This is a genomic window from Candidatus Stoquefichus sp. SB1 (assembly GCF_001244545.1).
Lineage (GTDB): Bacteria > Bacillota_I > Bacilli_A > Erysipelotrichales > Coprobacillaceae > Stoquefichus.
The window spans coordinates 277,933-293,547 of record NZ_LN852695.1; the positions used below are offsets into that span (position 1 = coordinate 277,933).

Sequence of the window (15,615 nt, forward strand, 5' to 3'; positions counted from 1 at the left end):
GTATGAATTTTAATAATTTAGTAGCACAAGCACAACAAATGCAAAGAAAAGTTAATAAATTAAAAAAAGAATTTAATGAAAAAGAGTTTGATATAACTTCACAAAATGATCTCATTACAGGTAAGATGAAAGGTGATCTTACTATGACTGAATTACATATTGATCAATCATTAATCGATATTGAACACAAAGAAGATATGGAAGACTTATTAATGATTACAATGAATCAAATGATTCAAAAAATTGAAAAAGAAAGGGAAGATACATTAAATAAAGCAACAAATGGTGTTGATGTATCTGCATTCTTATAATGGAATACCCAAGTAGTTTTGAAGAACTGGTAGAATGTTTTAAAATGTTACCTGGTATTGGTACGAAAGGTGCTGAGCGTATGGTCTATCATGTTTTAGAAATGGATTCTCAGCAAGTTCAAAGATTTTCAAATGCTTTGATTGATTTTAAAACAAACATTCAGTACTGTAAGAAGTGTGGTCATATTTGTGAAGGTGATATATGTGAAATCTGTGAGGATGAGACTAGAGATCAGACGACAATATGTGTTGTAGAGTCTCCTAAAGACGTCTTTGCGATGGAAAAGTTAAAAGAATATCATGGATTATATCATGTTTTACATGGCACAATGTCTATTATGGATGGAAAGACAATTGATGATTTGAATATTCAAAGTTTATTTGATAGATTAAATGAGAATATTAAGGAAGTTATTATTGCAACAAATCCAACAAGAGAGGGCGAAACAACAGCACTTTTTCTTGCTAAGCTTTTAGCTAAACACAATATTCCAGCATCCCGAATAGCAAATGGATTACCAATCGGTGGAAATTTAGATTATGCTGATGAATTAACTTTATTAAAATCATTAGAAGGAAGAAAGAAAATATAAGTCACCTCATATAATGAATGAGGTGATTTTTTTGGTCAGAAGAATAACACGTATTTTCTTTAGGTTGCTATTTGCAACATTGTTTATATTTGTTTTTAATTCATTACAATCGTTAACACATATGACGCTAACATTGAATGTTTTTAATATTCTCATGATTTCTTTATTTGATGTTTTTGGTGTTGCGTTATGCATTATTCTTAAATGTATACTGTAAGTGAATTGATAAATAATGCTTTATATCTGAGCGGATTTTTTATATAATAGAAGTTGAAATGAGGTGTTTATAGATGCCAGGAGTATTTATTACTTTTGAAGGTGGCGAAGGTAGTGGAAAGACAACAATTGCTGCTTTAATTAAAGAGGCTTTAGATAAAGAAGGATATCAGGTTACTTTAACAAGAGAACCAGGTGGTGTTGAGATTGCGGAAAAAATTAGAGATATTATTCATGATGTGAAATATACAAATATGGATAGTAAAACAGAGGCTTTGCTTTATGCGGCAAGTCGTCGTCAACATTTGGTTGAAAAGGTGATCCCTGCTTTAAAGAGGGGAGAAATTGTTATTTGTGATAGATTTGTAGATAGTTCAATGGTATATCAAGGAATCGCAAGAGGAATCGGAATGAAAGAGGTTTATGATATGAATCTCTTTGCTACAGAAAATATTCTACCAAAACGTACAATATTTTTCGATATCAAGCCTGAAGATGGATTAAAGCGAGTTTATGCTAATAAAGATCGTGAAGTTAATCGTTTAGATCTAGAAAATATTGATTTTCATAAAAATGTATATCAAGGTTATTTATCTATATGTGATATGTTTCCAGAACGTATTGTTAAAATCGATGCAAGTAAAGATATAGATGCTGTATTTTCTCAAGTTTTAGAAAGAATTAGAGAAATTATATGAGTTTCCAGGAAGAATTAAAGCAGCAACAACCTATTCTCTATCAAATATTAATAAAAAGTTTTACGAATCATAAAATTCCGCATGCTTTTTTATTAGTAGGAAAGAATAGTGGACCAGCTGCTCATTATATTGCCAAAAGTTTAATTTGTGAACAGGATATTCTCGCATGTAATGAATGTAATAATTGCCGACGTATTGATGAACATAATTATGGTGATTTTATTTATGTTAATGGAAATGATGAGACTATTAAGAAGGGGAAGGTAGAATATATACAGGAGCAATTTGCAAAATCTTCAATGGAAGGTAGTGCTAAAATTTATATGCTGGAAAATATTGAAAATTCCACACCAGAGGCAATGAACAGTTTATTAAAAGTTCTTGAAGAACCTATTGATGGTGTTTATGCAATATTTACTTGCCAGAACCTTAGTCGTGTTTTACCAACAATTCAATCAAGATGTCAGGTTATACAATTATTACCAAATTCTAAGTTGATGCTTAAGGAACAATTAACAAAAAATGATATACCAATTGATGATGTGAATATCCTTACTGAACTTTTTGATACTTATGATGAATGTCAACCTTATATTGAATCAGAAATGTTTGATTCATTAAAATTAGAAGTTTTTCATTTCATTGAGGATTTATATTTTCATAGGGATAATCTCATTATTAATGTAGAAACACATTTAATGAAAGATTTTAAAGATAAAGAAAAAGTTCAATTATTTTTAAATATGCTAGTGCTTGGTTTAAGAGATTTGTTTCACGTGAAACATTCAATGGAGTTAACTTATCCATCGTACAGATCACTTTATGAGAAAATCAACGAACCAGAGGATGAACTCGTTAGAAAAATTGATATTATACTTAATGCAGAATATTTATTAAGTACAAATGCAAATGTCATGTTATTAATTGATAGTATGATGTGTAAAATATAGAAAGGAGAATTTATGGAAGAAAAATTAGCGCTTATTCGTTTCAATAATGTAGGAAAGTCTTACTATTTTTCTACTGACTTAGATATACATAAAGGTGAAAAAGTTGTTGTTGAAACGGTAAGAGGATTAGAATTAGGAGAAATGATTACAGAACTCAAAGATTTATCTGAGTTTAATTTGGATACTGAATTAAAAAGAATTAAAAGACGTGCTAATCGTGCGGATTTGGATTTATTTGAATTCAATAAAACAAAAGCTATGAAATCTTTAGAAATCTGTAGAGACATAGTAAAAGAGTATAAACTTGATATGCACCTAGTCAATTGTGAATATACATTGGATGCATCAAAAGTTATATTTATGTATACTTCTGAAAGTCGTGTGGATTTTAGAGAATTATTAAAAGAATTAGCAAGTGTGTTTAAATGTCGAATAGAGTTACGACAAATAGGACCACGTGATAAATCTAAAATTATTGGAGGTATTGGTTCATGTGGTTTACCATTATGCTGTTCTTCATTTTTAGGAGAATTTGACGGAGTCTCAATCAATATGGCAAAAAATCAGATGTTAGCTATTAATATTGATAAGATATCAGGAGCATGTGGACGTTTGTTATGTTGTCTTAAGTACGAAGATGAAGCATATACAATTGAAAAACAACGTTTTCCTAAAATTGGTGCAAGAGTAAGATATGAAGATAAAATTGTAAGAGTTGTTGGTTTAAATGTTATCAGTGATCTTGTTAAAATTGAACATGATGGCAATATTTCTTTTGTTTCTTTAAATGAAATTAAAACACTACCATCTAAGGATCGTAAACATGACCAAAGAAGTCACTAATTATTTATTAGCTTATAAAAACATGAAAATTATCCAAAGAAAAGATATGTTTAACTTTTCTTTGGATACTGTTTTATTAGCACATTTTTGTACAATTAATAAAGATTTAAATGAAATTGTTGATTTTGGAACAAATAATGCTGCAATACCTTTATTATTAAGTCGAAGAACTGATAAAAAGATTATTGGTATTGAAATACAAGAAGAAGCTGTTGAACTTGCAAGAAAGAATGTTCTTTTGAATCAACTAGAAAATCAAATTGAAATTGTACATAGTGATATTAAAGAATATATTAAAGAACAAAAGAAAGTAAAGTTAATTGTCTGTAACCCACCTTTTTTTAAGGTAGGAGAACGTAGTCATTTAAATGATAACGAATATTTACAAATAGCTCGTCATGAAATAAAAATTAGTCTTGATGAAATCGTACAATGTGCAGCAGCACTATTAGATAATAAAGGACGTTTTGCAATGGTTCATCGTCCTGATCGAATGATTGAAATTATTAATTGTATGCAAAAATATGATATAGAACCAAAGCGTGTTAGATTTGTTTATCCTAAAGTCGGGAAAGAATCACATATTTTTCTTATTGAAGGAATGTATAAGGGAAATAAAGGGTTAAAAATAGAGGCTCCTCTATATGCTCATGAAGAGGATGGAAGTTATACAAAGGAGATACGTTTAATGTTTGGAGAAAATGAAAATGAATAGACAGAAAAGTTTTGAAAATAATCAACCTACATTATTTCTAGTTGCAACACCAATAGGAAATTTAAGTGAAATGACTTATAGAGCAGTAGAAACATTGAAAACTGTTGATTTTATTGCTGCAGAAGATACACGTAATACTGTTAAGTTATTAAATCATTTTGAAATTACAACAAAATTAATTTCACATCATGAACATAATCTTGTCACTTCTATTCCTAAAATTATTCAAATTTTACTTGAAAATCATAATGTTGCGTTAGTAAGTGATGCGGGATATCCAGCAATCAGTGATCCAGGTTATGAATTGGTTAAAGAATGTATAGAGAATAACATTAATATTGTTCCAATTTCTGGAGCAAATGCATGTTTAGATGCTCTTGTGGTATCTGGTATTGCCCCTCAACCATTTTTATTTTATGGTTTTCTAGATCATTCAGATAAAAGAAAAAAGAAAGAGCTAGATAGTCTTAAAAATTATAAAGAAACAATTGTTTTTTATGAAGCACCACACAGAATCAAGAAAACATTAAGTTTGATGTTTGATATATTTGGAAATAGAAATATTGCTTTGTGTCGTGAAATAACTAAAAAACATGAAGAGGTTAATCGAGGAACAATAGAGGAAATCTTAACAGTTGTAGATGATATGAAAGGTGAAATGGTTATTGTTGTGGAAGGTAACCCTCAAGAAGAAATACAAGTTGTTTATGAACAGTCTATAGAAGAACATGTTAATGAATACATTGATAAGGGGATGTCTACAAAAGATGCCATAAAAGAAGTAGCAAAACAAAGAAATATATCAAAGAATACGGTTTATCAAGAATATCACAAGAAATGAATATAAAATGTTCATTTCTTTTTTTGAATGAAGTATAATATAAGTAATGATAGGAGGATATACAATGATTTATACAATTACATTCAACCCATCAATTGATTATATTGTTTCAGTTGATCATTTCAAGATTGGTGCAGTTAATAGAGTTTCAAAGGAATATCTACTTCCAGGAGGGAAAGGTATTAACGTATCTATTGTTCTAAATAATTTAGGAATTGATAATGTTGCATTAGGATTTATTGCAGGATTTACAGGTAATGAAATTAAGAATAGGATAGAAACAGATTTTCATGTAAAAACAGATTTTATTGATGTTCAAAATGGATATTCGAGAATTAATTTTAAAATGAAAAGTGATGAAGAAAGTGAAGTTAATGGTAATGGTCCAACAATTGATCGTGAACATATTAATCAACTTTACAATAAACTCAATGCTTTAAAAGCAGGAGATATCTTAGTTCTTTCAGGGAGTATACCAAACTGTGTAAGTAATGATATATATAACCTTATTATGAAAGAGTTAAAAGATAAGGGTATTAAAATTGTGGTTGATGCAACTGGTGATTTATTGATGAAAGTATTGGAAAACAAACCATTCCTGATTAAACCAAATAATCATGAATTAGGAGAAATGTTTCACGTGAAACTTTCTGATAAAAAAGACATAATCAAGTATGCAAAAAAACTACAAGAACTAGGAGCAGAAAATGTTCTCATTTCAATGGCTGGAGATGGTGCTTTATTTATATGTCAAAATGGAAAAGTGTATTTTAGTGAAGCACCAAAAGGAGTTGTAAAAAATTCAGTAGGTGCAGGAGATTCAATGGTTGCTGGTTTTATAGCTGGTTATGTACAAAATGATAATTATTTAGATGCATTTAAAATGGGTGTAGCTACAGGCAGTGCAAGTGCTTTTTCAGAAAATCTTGCAACTAAAGAAGAAGTTGAAAAACTCTTTCATTCAATTCAAGAGGTAGAGTATGAATATTAAGAATCTTTTAAAAGAAGATAGTATTATTTTAAATAAGCACTGTCTGACTAAAGAAGAAGTAATAGATACACTTGTTGAATGTCATTATCAAACAGGACATATAAAAGATAAAAAAATTTATAAAGAAGCTATATTGGAGAGAGAAAAATTATCTTCTACTGGTGTTGGTAATATGATTGCTATTCCACATGCACAAAATGAAACTGTTAATTATCCTTCATTAGTTGCAATGGTAGATAAAGAGGGCGTTGATTTTCAATCACTTGATCAACAGCCTGCCAAAATATTTTTTATGATTGCTGTTCCTAAAGAAGGAGGATCACAGCATTTAGAAATACTTGCACAATTATGCCAAATTTTAATGGAAGAAAAAATTGTCAAACAATTATTAAATGCATTAACACCTAAAGAATTTATAGATATATTAACTGGAGAAATAGGAAAATCAGTTGATGAAAAAGAAAACAAGGATTTTGAAATTCTTGCAGTTACTGCTTGTCCAACCGGAATTGCTCATACATATATGGCTGCAAAAGCATTAGAAGATACAGCTAAGCAATTAGGTATTCGGATTAAAGTCGAAACGAATGGGGCAAGTGGAGTTAAAAACAAATTAACTGAAGAAGAAATATCAGCAGCAAAGTGTATTATTGTTGCTGCTGATAAAAAGGTTGATATAAATAGATTTAAAAATAAAAGAATGATTCAAGTTCCTGTTGCCAAAGGAATATATAATTCTAAGGAATTATTAGAGGAAGCAATGAGTGAAGAGAAAGAAGGGGTAACACATTTATCAAAAAATAAATTTGAGATAAAACCTATTAAGGCTATATATAAACATTTAATGAATGGTGTTTCACAAATTATTCCGATATTAATGATTTATGGAATTGTAAGTACATTTTTGAGTTGGTTTAGTACAAGTGATGTTGGAACCTTTTATACTGGAACTATGGGAAGTTATAGTAATAGTTATTTAAATTACTTATCCTTAATTTCAACTATATTATTAACAACTTTTATTATTCCATTGTTTAGTGCTTTTATTGCAGATAGTATAGGTGATAAGCCAGCATTTGTTGTTGCACTTGTCAGTTCAATAGTTACGTTAAGTGTATTTAATAATGAAATAACAATTTGGCTAGCCATTTTAATAGCATTTGGATCAGGATATCTTGTTTTGGGATTAAAAAAACTTTTCTCATATTTACCAAAAGTTATAGAAACAATTATACCTAATTTATTATTACCATTATGCGGAACTGCTATCATGATTTTTATTGTAATTGTCGTGTTACAGAATGGTCAAAATATACTCATTAGAAATCAAACATCAATGATTCCTTTAGTAACAAATGAAATTGTTTTAGCAATCATTGGTTTTGTTATTGGTGTAATGATGTCTATTGATATGGGTGGACCAATTAATAAAACTGCCTACCTGATAGGAATTATTGGAATTTTCATAGGAAGATATACAGCGATGTCTGCAGCAATGATTGGTGGAATGATTCCACCAATAGCAATTGGATTGGCTAGTCTCATATATCCTTCTATCTTTACAGAAGAAGAAAGAAAAGGAAAATGGAAATGTATAATTAAAGGATTATGTTTCGTAAGTGAAGAAGCAATTCCGTATATGATTAAGGATAGAAAAGGCATTCATATTCCATGTATTATTGCTTCAGGAATTGGTGGTGCATTGTCTATGTATTTTGCATGTAGTCAAATGTTCCCACATGGAGGTATCTTCACAGTGATCTTTATTAACCATTCTTTGGAATTCTTAATTTCATTATTAGCTGCCACTCTGATTGGAGCAAGTTTAATTATTCTATTTAAAAAGACTTCAAATTGAAGTCTTTTTCTTTTATTAGCATTAAAGAAAAGTTTTATAAATAATAACTAAAGAAAATGGATTGTTCTTTTCAAGAATTCAATCATTTCATATTCTTTTTCAGTAAAACTTGTAGTAGTTAATGAAATAGCGTAAATACTCATTTTAAAGTTATCATCCTTTATTGGTATATAAATTAATTCAGGATTTTTTGATTCCTCAGTAAGTGTTAAAAGAGAAAAATATTTATTACTTTTTAATGCTAAAAATAGTTCATCTCGATTCTCTACTTTTAAAGAAATATGAGAGTTATAAATATTTTTTATTATTGATTCTTCTGGCATAGATGTATAATAAGTTAAGGGAAATTCTTGAGTTTCTTTAATAGAAATGGATTTTCTTTTGGCAAACATATGATTTTTACTAACAACAACATACATTTGAATGGATTCAAAAAGCAGTAAGAATTTTAAATTATATTTTTTCATTTGATTTATAAAATTATTTATATCTAATTGATTGATTAATAAAATTCCAATACGTGCTCTTTGAGATATTATGTCATTTATGATTTGGGAATCTTGTGTCCTACGAAGTATGTTAGAAAATGAAAATCCTTGTTCTTGAAGTTTAAGAAATGATTCAAGAATATATGATAAATAAATAAAAGAAACAGAAGAAATTGTATTTTGAATAGAAGATAAATCCTCTATTTTTTTATACTCTGTTATAATTTTTTGAGCTGATTCTATAAATTGAGTTCCTTTTTCAGTTAATTTGATACCTTTGGGCGTTCTTAAGAAAACTGTAAATCCTAATTCTAGTTCACAACGTTTTACAGTATTGTTTAATGAGGGTTGAGAAATGTACAGTTTTTGAGAAGCACTATTGATGGAACCACACTGAGAAATAACAATAAATTGCTTTAAATGATGGATCTCCATAATATCATTTCCTTTCAGTTATAATGTATATGTTATAACACATATAAAATTTTGCTTCAAGACAAAAGAATGAAAAGAAGATAAAATATAAATATTCATAAAATTGAGAAGGAGAGTGGTTAAATGTATTCCTTAATTTATAATGAAGCAATAGAAATGTATGAAGAACTTGTAGAATGGCGTAGGGAGTTACATAAAATACCTGAATTAGGCTTGGAATTACCTCAAACTGTTTCTTTTATAAAAAACAAATTAATAAAATGGGATATTCCATTTAAAACAATGGTGAATGGAAATTGTATTGTAGGATATTTAGGTGCAGGAGATAAATGTTTACTTTTAAGAGCTGACATGGACGGATTACCGATAGAAGAAGAAAGTGAACTTCATTTTGCTTCTTTAAATGGGAATATGCATGCATGTGGACATGATATGCATACAACTTCATTACTAGGGGCAGCAAAAATATTAAAAAAACATGAAAAGGAATTAAAAGGAAAGATTAAACTGTTATTTCAGCCAGGAGAGGAAACTTTTACAGGTGCTCAAGCTGTTATTGATGAAAGAATATTAGAAAATCCAAAAGTAGATTCAGCTTTTGCAACACATGTAGCATCAGTTTCTCCAGTGGGTACAATTGCATATGGAACATTAACAGCAACTTCAGTATATGGGTTTAAAATAACCATAATTGGAAAGGGTACACATGGAGCAATGCCTCAAAACGGAATAGATCCAATCAATGTTGGTGTACATATTTATCAAGGGTTACAAGAATTGATTGCAAGAGAATGTGCACCAAATAAGGAAGTTACATTAACAATAGGACAGTTCAATGCTGGAACTGTAAATAATGTTATTCCAAAGACAGCGATATTACAAGGAACGCTTCGAACTTTTGATAATGATATAAAACAGTATTTAATGAAAAGAATAGAGGAAATTGTTAATAATATTTCCAAAGCATTTCATGCAGAATGTCAGATAGATGTATTAACAGACATTCCTGTTCTTTGTTGTGATAAAGAAAGAAATGAACAGCTTGCAAAAGTTTTTCAATCAATGAATCCAGCTTTCAATATTGTATCTGGACTTCATACAACTGGATCAGATGATTTTGCAATGTTTTCTGAAAAAGTACCATCATCATATTTTATGATAGGTGCAAGAGTAGATTCAAATAATGTTTTTGCTCATCATAACCCAAAAGTTTGTTTTAATGAACAAGTCTTACCAATTGAAACAGCTGTATATGTATGTGCAGCTATGGATTGGAAATAAAAGAATTTATGAATAATCATATTTTCAATATCAAGTTTTGAATAAAATGGAAATATTCTATCATACTTAAGAAGGTGATATAATGAAGGAAAATAGAAAAGTAACGTTAATAGGAACTGGTATGGTTGGAATGAGTATGGCATATTCTTTATTAAATACAGGTGGAATTGATGAACTTGTTTTAATAGATTTAGATGAAGAAAAAGCTAAAGGGGAAGCAATGGATCTTAATCATGGGATACCATATAGTAGACATAAGATAAAAGTGAAAGCGGGAACATATAAAGAGTGTAGAGATAGTGATATTGTTGTTATATGTGCAGGAGCAAATCAAAAAGAGGGACAAACAAGATTAGAATTAACACAAATCAATGCAAGAATTATGAAAGATATTTCATTAAAAGTGAAAGGCAGTGGATTTCAAGGGATTGTTATTGTAGCAAGTAATCCAGTTGATATCATGAGTTATGTAGCATATAAAGTTATGGGAATTGATAAAAGTAGAGTGATTGGAAGTGGAACTTTATTAGATACTGCTAGAATGAGATATCTTCTTAGTGAATATTTAGATGTATCAAGTGATGATATTGAAGCTTATATTTTAGGTGAACATGGGGATTCTTCATTTATTTCATGGATGAATACTTATGTTGGATGTAAAACATTGATTGAATATGTTGATGAAAAGAAATTGGATATGCATGATTTGAATGATATCTATAATGATGTAAAAAATGCTGCTTATGAAATTATTGAAAGAAAAAAAGCAACTTATTATGGAATTGGTTTATCTTTAAATAAACTTGTTTTATCAATATTTGATGATACTCATAAAATCTTATGTGTAAGTGCTTATTTAGATCATGAGTATAAACATAAAGATATTTATATGGGTGTTCCATGTGTTATTGGTAGAGATGGAATTAAAGAAATTATTGAGCTGCCATTGAATGGTGTGGATCAGGCAAAGTTTGATGAAAGTTATGAAATATTAAGAAAAGTAAAGCGAGAAGTAAAAAAAGATTTAGGACTTTAATCCTAAATCTTTTAGTATAATCTTCTATAATTATAAACATAACGTGACCAATATCCATCAAGTTGTGCAGTTTTAACACATTGATTTGGATATTGTCCAACAGTACCAGAACCTTGACCAGCAGCATGAACGAAACTTCCACCACCGATATAAATTCCAATATGAGCAACACCACTACCATAACTAAATGTAATAACATCACCAGGCTGTAACTGTGATTTTGAAATAGCTTTACCACTACGAGAATAACCAGCAGCAGTTGTTCTAGTTATACCTACACCAGCTGTTTTATGTGCCCAATAAACAAGACCAGAACAGTCAAAATATGTTGGTCCACTTGCTCCCCACCAGTAACGTGCACCTTGTTTTGAAAGCGCCTGTTTTGCAATAGCATTACCGACTTCAGATGATCCAGCAACAAATGAACCACCGCCACCACCACCGCTTGGAGCTTGTGACATTAATTCAGTTAAAGCAGCATCTATTTTCTTTTGAGCATCAGATACTTTTTTAGCTTCTTTTTGATTATCAGCAATTTCTTGTTGTTGTGAAGCTTTAAGATTAACAAGTTTTTCTTGTAAATCAACTTGTGCATTCTTTTGAGATTGTAAAGCAGCTTTTGCATTAAGTAATGTTTGCTTTTGGGAATCTAAATTCTTCTTTTGTGTTGTTAAATCATCTACTAATTCTTTTTCATATGAAGTAATATCATTAACACTCGTTAAACGAGAAAAGAATGTTGTAAAATCTTCAGCACCAAATAAGAAGTCAACTAACCAATTAGAATTATATGTTGATTGCATAACATATAATCGTTCTTGCATAAGTTTTTCTTTTTTTGTAATATCTTTTTCAATATTATTAATTGAAGAAAGTAAGTAATTGATTTCTTTTTCTTTAGAATCAATTTGTGAATTGATTGTAGATATTTTAGAAGAAACAGCACTAATATCATTATTCGTTTCTGTTAATTCTTTTTTTGTTTCACTTATTTCTTTTTTTAGATTGCTATTCTTTTTACTTAAATATTCATTAAATTGCTGACAAACCTTCTTATTTGAATTTGTCAAAGAAGAAGAACACAATTTTATGTACTTTGATTCATTGCCTTCAAAATCAACAGCATTAACATGATTGTTAGGAACACTCATAGCAAATACTGAACAGAAGGTTAAGAGACTTATTAATATTTTTTTCATTTTATCACCTCTGCCAAAATATTATAACATAAATAATGAGTAATGAGCCACCAATATTTGTTAAAACAATAAATCTTCCCACATTTCCCCATTATTATACCTATTAATAGATTGAATTACTGCATTTCCAACTCTTAAAAGTGCTTCATCTGTAGAACCACCAATATGTGGCGTATAAATAACATTATCTAAATGAATAAGTGGATATGTTGCATCAACAGGTTCATTCTCTAAAACATCTAATGCAGCTCCCGCAATTCTTTTCTCTTTTAAAAAAGTATAAAGATCATGTTCATCAATAAGTGCACCTCTAGCAGTATTAATAAGATAGGCAGTTGGTTTCATTAATGATAATTGCTTAGCTGTAATCATATGATATGTTTCAGGAGTTAAAGATGTACCTAAAGATATAAAATTAGCTTTTTGAAAGACTTCTTCCATTGTTTTACAATGTTCAATATGAAGATCATTTGCTTTAGTGAAAGTTAAAGAACGAGAATATCCAATAACTTTCATTTGAAAACCATCACGAAGAATTTGAGCAGCTTTTAGTGCTATCTGTCCAGTTCCAACTAACCCCAATGTTTTCCCAGTAATTTCATGACCTAAGTATTTTATTGGAGCCACTTCATGTATTTGATCTGTTAAATAATCATGTTGCAATTGTGTTGTTTGACGAGATAACTGTAAAATCATTGTTACAATTAATTCAGCAACACTTAAAGCATTTTGACCAGGAGTATTGCAGAGATGAATATGTTTGGATTTTAAATATTCTACATCCACATCATCATATCCAGTCCCATGAATAACAACTAACTCTAAAGCAACACATTGATCAATAAAATGACGATCAATTTTTAAATTACGACTAATCACAATTTGACACTCGGATAAATAGTCCTTATTATCAATAACCTCATATTCTTCAATTAACTTTTGATATGCTTTTTCATGAATTGGTTCACATAAAAAGACTTTCATGAATATCACCCCACTAACATATATTATAAAGTGTCTTAAAATTGTGTCAAATGTAAAGACATTATTTGAAAAGAAACATATAGTATCTTGAAGGAGGTGAATTCATGGTAAGAGATGGTGTAGATGTGTCACAGTATCAGGGAGAAATCAATTGGGAACTTGCTAAAAAGCATATTGATTTTGCAATTCTAAGATGTGGCTATGGACAAGATATACCTGGACAAGATGATCCTACGTTTAAAAGAAATGCAGATGAATGTACAAGATTAGGCATTCCTTTTGGTGTTTATCTTTATTCATATGCAACAAATGAAAGAGATGCTCTATCAGAAGCAAGACATGTTCTCAGATTAGTTGCTAATTACAAAATGGAATATCCAGTGTATCTTGATTTAGAAGATCCACGTGTAGGAAGATTATCAAATGATCAAATCGAAAGAAATGCTCGTGTGTGGGCAGATGAAATGGCCAGACATAATTATTTTCCAGGATTTTATGCATCATATTATTGGTGGAGAACAAAATTAACAGGAGCATTTTTTACAAGATATACAAAATGGGTTGCAAGATATGCAGATGAATTAGGTGCAGAAGGTTTTGATATGTGGCAATATACTGATAAAGGATTTGTTGAAGGAATTAATGCACCTGTTGATCGTAATTATGCATATCGTGATTTTCCAGCTGAAATTAGAGAAGGCGGATTTAACAATTTTGAAAAAGAAGAACCAGAAGTGCCAACAGATGAATATCAAGTAGGCGATCATGTGACTTTTGATCATGTTTATATTTCTTCAGATAGCAGTATACCATTGATTCCTTATATGAATCATGGAACAATCACAAGAATTGTTAGAGATGCAAGAAACCCATATTTGATTGGTAATGGTTTAGGATGGGTTAATGATGAAAGTATTACAGGGACAATGAAATATTTATCAAATCCAACTTATCGTGGTGATTCATTAGTTGATGCTTTAACACAAATTGGTGTTGATGCTTCATTCTCATCGCGTCGAGAACTTGCAAAGAAAAATGGTATCAACGATTATACGGGAAGTGCTAGACAGAATTTAGAATTATTACGTTTATTAAAAGATGGAAAGTTGAGACAATAAGAAGTTGATTTAATCAACTTCTTTTTCATTTAATGTTTTTATGTTTAAACAATTTAATTTTGTATAAATATACGTAAAAAAACGTTAATAAAATTATAGAAAATATTAATAAAAAAGATATTGTATTCATGTTTATACAAGCGTATAATAAGTGCGTATTTTAGGAGGGGACTATGGTTTACGCAAAAACAAAAGAAAAAGAAGAATGGCAAAAGCATGTGACATCGCTTATATGTGTTTTGATTGCTTCTTTGATTATGTCAGTCAATATCAAGTCATTTGTTCGTGCTGGCAATTTAATTCCAGGGGGATTTACTGGATTATCATTATTAATTCAAAGATCTACTAGTGTATTTTGGGGAATAAGCTTACCTTATTCTATCATAAATATTGCTTTAAATGCTTTACCAGCTTTTATTGGTTTTAAAATGATTGGTAAAAAGTTTACCAGTTATTCTGTGATTATGATTATACTTAATTCATTTCTTGTTGATATGATACCAGTGACACCTATTACATATGATCCATTATTAGTTTCTGTTTTTGGTGGAATCTTAAATGGTATTGCTATTGTTATTGCATTATATGGAAAAGCATCAAGTGGAGGAACAGATTTTATAGCTGTTTATCTATCAAATAAATTAAAAAAACCTTCATGGAACTTTGTTTTTGGTATTAATGTTGTTATTTTATTAACTGCTGGAATGTTATTTGGTTTTGAAGAAGCAATGTATTCAATTATATTTCAATTTGTTTCTACTCAAATTATAGAAAGATTCCATCAAAGAGATCAAAAAGTTACATTATTTATTGTTACAAATGAACCAGATCATTTAGAACAAGAATTAATGAACTATACTCATCATGGAGTCACACATATAGAGGGGAAAGGTTGTTATTTAAAAGAAAATAAAGCTATGTTATATACTGTTGTTGGAGCTGATGAAGTCAAAGATGTTATTCATCTGGTAAAAGAATTGGATCCACAAGTCTTTATAAATATTGTTAAATCAGAAGGGATTACAGGTCGTTTTTATCAAGAACCGATAGAATAAAAG

17 protein-coding genes are annotated in these 15,615 nt (G+C 29.5%); 14 read left to right on the plus strand and 3 right to left on the minus strand.

Annotated features, from left to right (window positions below; all coding sequences use genetic code 11):
* Window positions 1-2: 2 nt before the first annotated feature.
* From BN1865_RS09405 to BN1865_RS09445, 10 genes are all read left to right on the plus strand, one after another.
* Window positions 3-311, plus strand: a complete 309-nt coding sequence (locus BN1865_RS09405) for a YbaB/EbfC family nucleoid-associated protein (RefSeq protein ID WP_050637003.1) — start codon at window positions 3-5, stop codon at window positions 309-311.
* Window positions 311-904 (plus strand): recombination mediator RecR, encoded by a 594-nt coding sequence (gene recR, locus BN1865_RS09410; protein WP_050637004.1) that lies wholly within the window; start codon window positions 311-313, stop codon window positions 902-904. Before BN1865_RS09405 ends, recR begins: the two co-directional genes overlap by 1 nt.
* Before the next feature lie 13 nt (window positions 905-917).
* Entirely contained in the window at window positions 918-1,121 is a 204-nt protein-coding gene (locus tag BN1865_RS18040) for a pro-sigmaK processing inhibitor BofA family protein (RefSeq protein ID WP_082189954.1), read from the plus strand.
* Window positions 1,122-1,194: 73 nt separating this feature from the next.
* Window positions 1,195-1,818: a dTMP kinase gene (gene tmk / locus BN1865_RS09415; RefSeq protein WP_050637005.1), complete on the plus strand. Its 624-nt coding sequence runs from the start codon at window positions 1,195-1,197 to the stop codon at window positions 1,816-1,818.
* The gene (locus BN1865_RS09420) at window positions 1,815-2,768 is read left to right on the plus strand and encodes a hypothetical protein (protein ID WP_050637006.1); all 954 of its coding nucleotides are present in this window, start codon (window positions 1,815-1,817) and stop codon (window positions 2,766-2,768) included. Before tmk ends, BN1865_RS09420 begins: the two co-directional genes overlap by 4 nt.
* A gap of 12 nt (window positions 2,769-2,780) precedes the next feature.
* The gene (locus BN1865_RS09425; RefSeq protein ID WP_050637007.1) at window positions 2,781-3,611 is read left to right on the plus strand and encodes a PSP1 domain-containing protein; all 831 of its coding nucleotides are present in this window, start codon (window positions 2,781-2,783) and stop codon (window positions 3,609-3,611) included.
* The gene (locus BN1865_RS09430; RefSeq protein WP_050637008.1) at window positions 3,592-4,326 is read left to right on the plus strand and encodes a tRNA1(Val) (adenine(37)-N6)-methyltransferase; all 735 of its coding nucleotides are present in this window, start codon (window positions 3,592-3,594) and stop codon (window positions 4,324-4,326) included. The genes BN1865_RS09425 and BN1865_RS09430 overlap by 20 nt, the downstream gene beginning before the upstream one ends.
* Complete coding sequence (gene rsmI / locus BN1865_RS09435) at window positions 4,319-5,167, plus strand: 16S rRNA (cytidine(1402)-2'-O)-methyltransferase (protein ID WP_050637009.1); 849 nt, start codon at window positions 4,319-4,321, stop codon at window positions 5,165-5,167. Before BN1865_RS09430 ends, rsmI begins: the two co-directional genes overlap by 8 nt.
* A 64-nt stretch (window positions 5,168-5,231) precedes the next feature.
* Complete coding sequence (pfkB, locus tag BN1865_RS09440; RefSeq protein WP_050637010.1) at window positions 5,232-6,158, plus strand: 1-phosphofructokinase; 927 nt, start codon at window positions 5,232-5,234, stop codon at window positions 6,156-6,158.
* Entirely contained in the window at window positions 6,148-8,016 is a 1,869-nt protein-coding gene (locus BN1865_RS09445; RefSeq protein WP_050637011.1) for a PTS fructose transporter subunit IIABC, read from the plus strand. The genes pfkB and BN1865_RS09445 overlap by 11 nt, the downstream gene beginning before the upstream one ends.
* Window positions 8,017-8,063: 47 nt before the next feature.
* Here the strand turns inward: BN1865_RS09445 and BN1865_RS09450 are convergent, their stop codons facing one another.
* Window positions 8,064-8,939 (minus strand): LysR family transcriptional regulator, encoded by an 876-nt coding sequence (locus tag BN1865_RS09450; protein ID WP_050637012.1) that lies wholly within the window; start codon window positions 8,937-8,939, stop codon window positions 8,064-8,066.
* A 123-nt stretch (window positions 8,940-9,062) separates the two neighbouring features.
* Here BN1865_RS09450 and BN1865_RS09455 point away from each other — a divergent pair, with 123 nt between their 5' ends.
* Window positions 9,063-10,220, plus strand: coding sequence for a M20 metallopeptidase family protein (locus tag BN1865_RS09455; RefSeq protein WP_050637013.1), 1,158 nt, complete (start codon window positions 9,063-9,065; stop codon window positions 10,218-10,220).
* Window positions 10,221-10,302: 82 nt separating this feature from the next.
* Window positions 10,303-11,256: an L-lactate dehydrogenase gene (locus BN1865_RS09460; RefSeq protein ID WP_050637014.1), complete on the plus strand. Its 954-nt coding sequence runs from the start codon at window positions 10,303-10,305 to the stop codon at window positions 11,254-11,256.
* Window positions 11,257-11,267: 11 nt separating this feature from the next.
* Here BN1865_RS09460 and BN1865_RS09465 read toward each other — a convergent pair whose 3' ends face one another.
* Both BN1865_RS09465 and BN1865_RS09470 read right to left on the minus strand, forming a co-directional pair.
* Window positions 11,268-12,455 carry a C40 family peptidase gene (locus BN1865_RS09465; RefSeq protein WP_050637015.1) on the minus strand — a complete coding sequence of 396 codons (1,188 nt, stop codon included), beginning with the start codon at window positions 12,453-12,455 and terminating at the stop codon, window positions 11,268-11,270.
* 60 nt (window positions 12,456-12,515) lie between these two features.
* The gene (locus tag BN1865_RS09470; protein ID WP_050637016.1) at window positions 12,516-13,439 is read right to left on the minus strand and encodes an NAD(P)-dependent oxidoreductase; all 924 of its coding nucleotides are present in this window, start codon (window positions 13,437-13,439) and stop codon (window positions 12,516-12,518) included.
* A gap of 104 nt (window positions 13,440-13,543) precedes the next feature.
* Here BN1865_RS09470 and BN1865_RS09475 point away from each other — a divergent pair, with 104 nt between their 5' ends.
* Together BN1865_RS09475 and BN1865_RS09480 are read left to right on the plus strand one after the other, a co-directional pair.
* Window positions 13,544-14,557: a glycoside hydrolase family 25 protein gene (locus tag BN1865_RS09475; protein ID WP_050637017.1), complete on the plus strand. Its 1,014-nt coding sequence runs from the start codon at window positions 13,544-13,546 to the stop codon at window positions 14,555-14,557.
* Between the two features lie 173 nt (window positions 14,558-14,730).
* Complete coding sequence (locus BN1865_RS09480) at window positions 14,731-15,612, plus strand: YitT family protein (protein WP_050637018.1); 882 nt, start codon at window positions 14,731-14,733, stop codon at window positions 15,610-15,612.
* Window positions 15,613-15,615 lie beyond the last annotated feature (3 nt).

Excerpts from the sequence above, each read along its gene's own strand:
- BN1865_RS09450 (WP_050637012.1), bottom strand. The coding sequence starts at position 8,939 with ATGGAGATCCATCATTTAAAGCAATTTATTGTTATTTCTCAGTGTGGT.
- BN1865_RS09445 (WP_050637011.1), top strand. The coding sequence starts at position 6,148 with ATGAATATTAAGAATCTTTTAAAAGAAGATAGTATTATTTTAAATAAG.
- BN1865_RS09460 (WP_050637014.1), top strand. The coding sequence starts at position 10,303 with ATGAAGGAAAATAGAAAAGTAACGTTAATAGGAACTGGTATGGTTGGA.
- BN1865_RS09425 (WP_050637007.1), top strand. The coding sequence starts at position 2,781 with ATGGAAGAAAAATTAGCGCTTATTCGTTTCAATAATGTAGGAAAGTCT.
- BN1865_RS09405 (WP_050637003.1), top strand. The coding sequence starts at position 3 with ATGAATTTTAATAATTTAGTAGCACAAGCACAACAAATGCAAAGAAAA.
- BN1865_RS09420 (WP_050637006.1), top strand. The coding sequence starts at position 1,815 with ATGAGTTTCCAGGAAGAATTAAAGCAGCAACAACCTATTCTCTATCAA.
- BN1865_RS09465 (WP_050637015.1), bottom strand. The coding sequence starts at position 12,455 with ATGAAAAAAATATTAATAAGTCTCTTAACCTTCTGTTCAGTATTTGCT.
- BN1865_RS09430 (WP_050637008.1), top strand. The coding sequence starts at position 3,592 with ATGACCAAAGAAGTCACTAATTATTTATTAGCTTATAAAAACATGAAA.
- rsmI (WP_050637009.1), top strand. The coding sequence starts at position 4,319 with ATGAATAGACAGAAAAGTTTTGAAAATAATCAACCTACATTATTTCTA.
- recR (WP_050637004.1), top strand. The coding sequence starts at position 311 with ATGGAATACCCAAGTAGTTTTGAAGAACTGGTAGAATGTTTTAAAATG.
- BN1865_RS09470 (WP_050637016.1), bottom strand. The coding sequence starts at position 13,439 with ATGAAAGTCTTTTTATGTGAACCAATTCATGAAAAAGCATATCAAAAG.
- pfkB (WP_050637010.1), top strand. The coding sequence starts at position 5,232 with ATGATTTATACAATTACATTCAACCCATCAATTGATTATATTGTTTCA.
- BN1865_RS18040 (WP_082189954.1), top strand. The coding sequence starts at position 918 with ATGAATGAGGTGATTTTTTTGGTCAGAAGAATAACACGTATTTTCTTT.
- BN1865_RS09480 (WP_050637018.1), top strand. The coding sequence starts at position 14,731 with ATGGTTTACGCAAAAACAAAAGAAAAAGAAGAATGGCAAAAGCATGTG.
- BN1865_RS09475 (WP_050637017.1), top strand. The coding sequence starts at position 13,544 with ATGGTAAGAGATGGTGTAGATGTGTCACAGTATCAGGGAGAAATCAAT.
- tmk (WP_050637005.1), top strand. The coding sequence starts at position 1,195 with ATGCCAGGAGTATTTATTACTTTTGAAGGTGGCGAAGGTAGTGGAAAG.
- BN1865_RS09455 (WP_050637013.1), top strand. The coding sequence starts at position 9,063 with ATGTATTCCTTAATTTATAATGAAGCAATAGAAATGTATGAAGAACTT.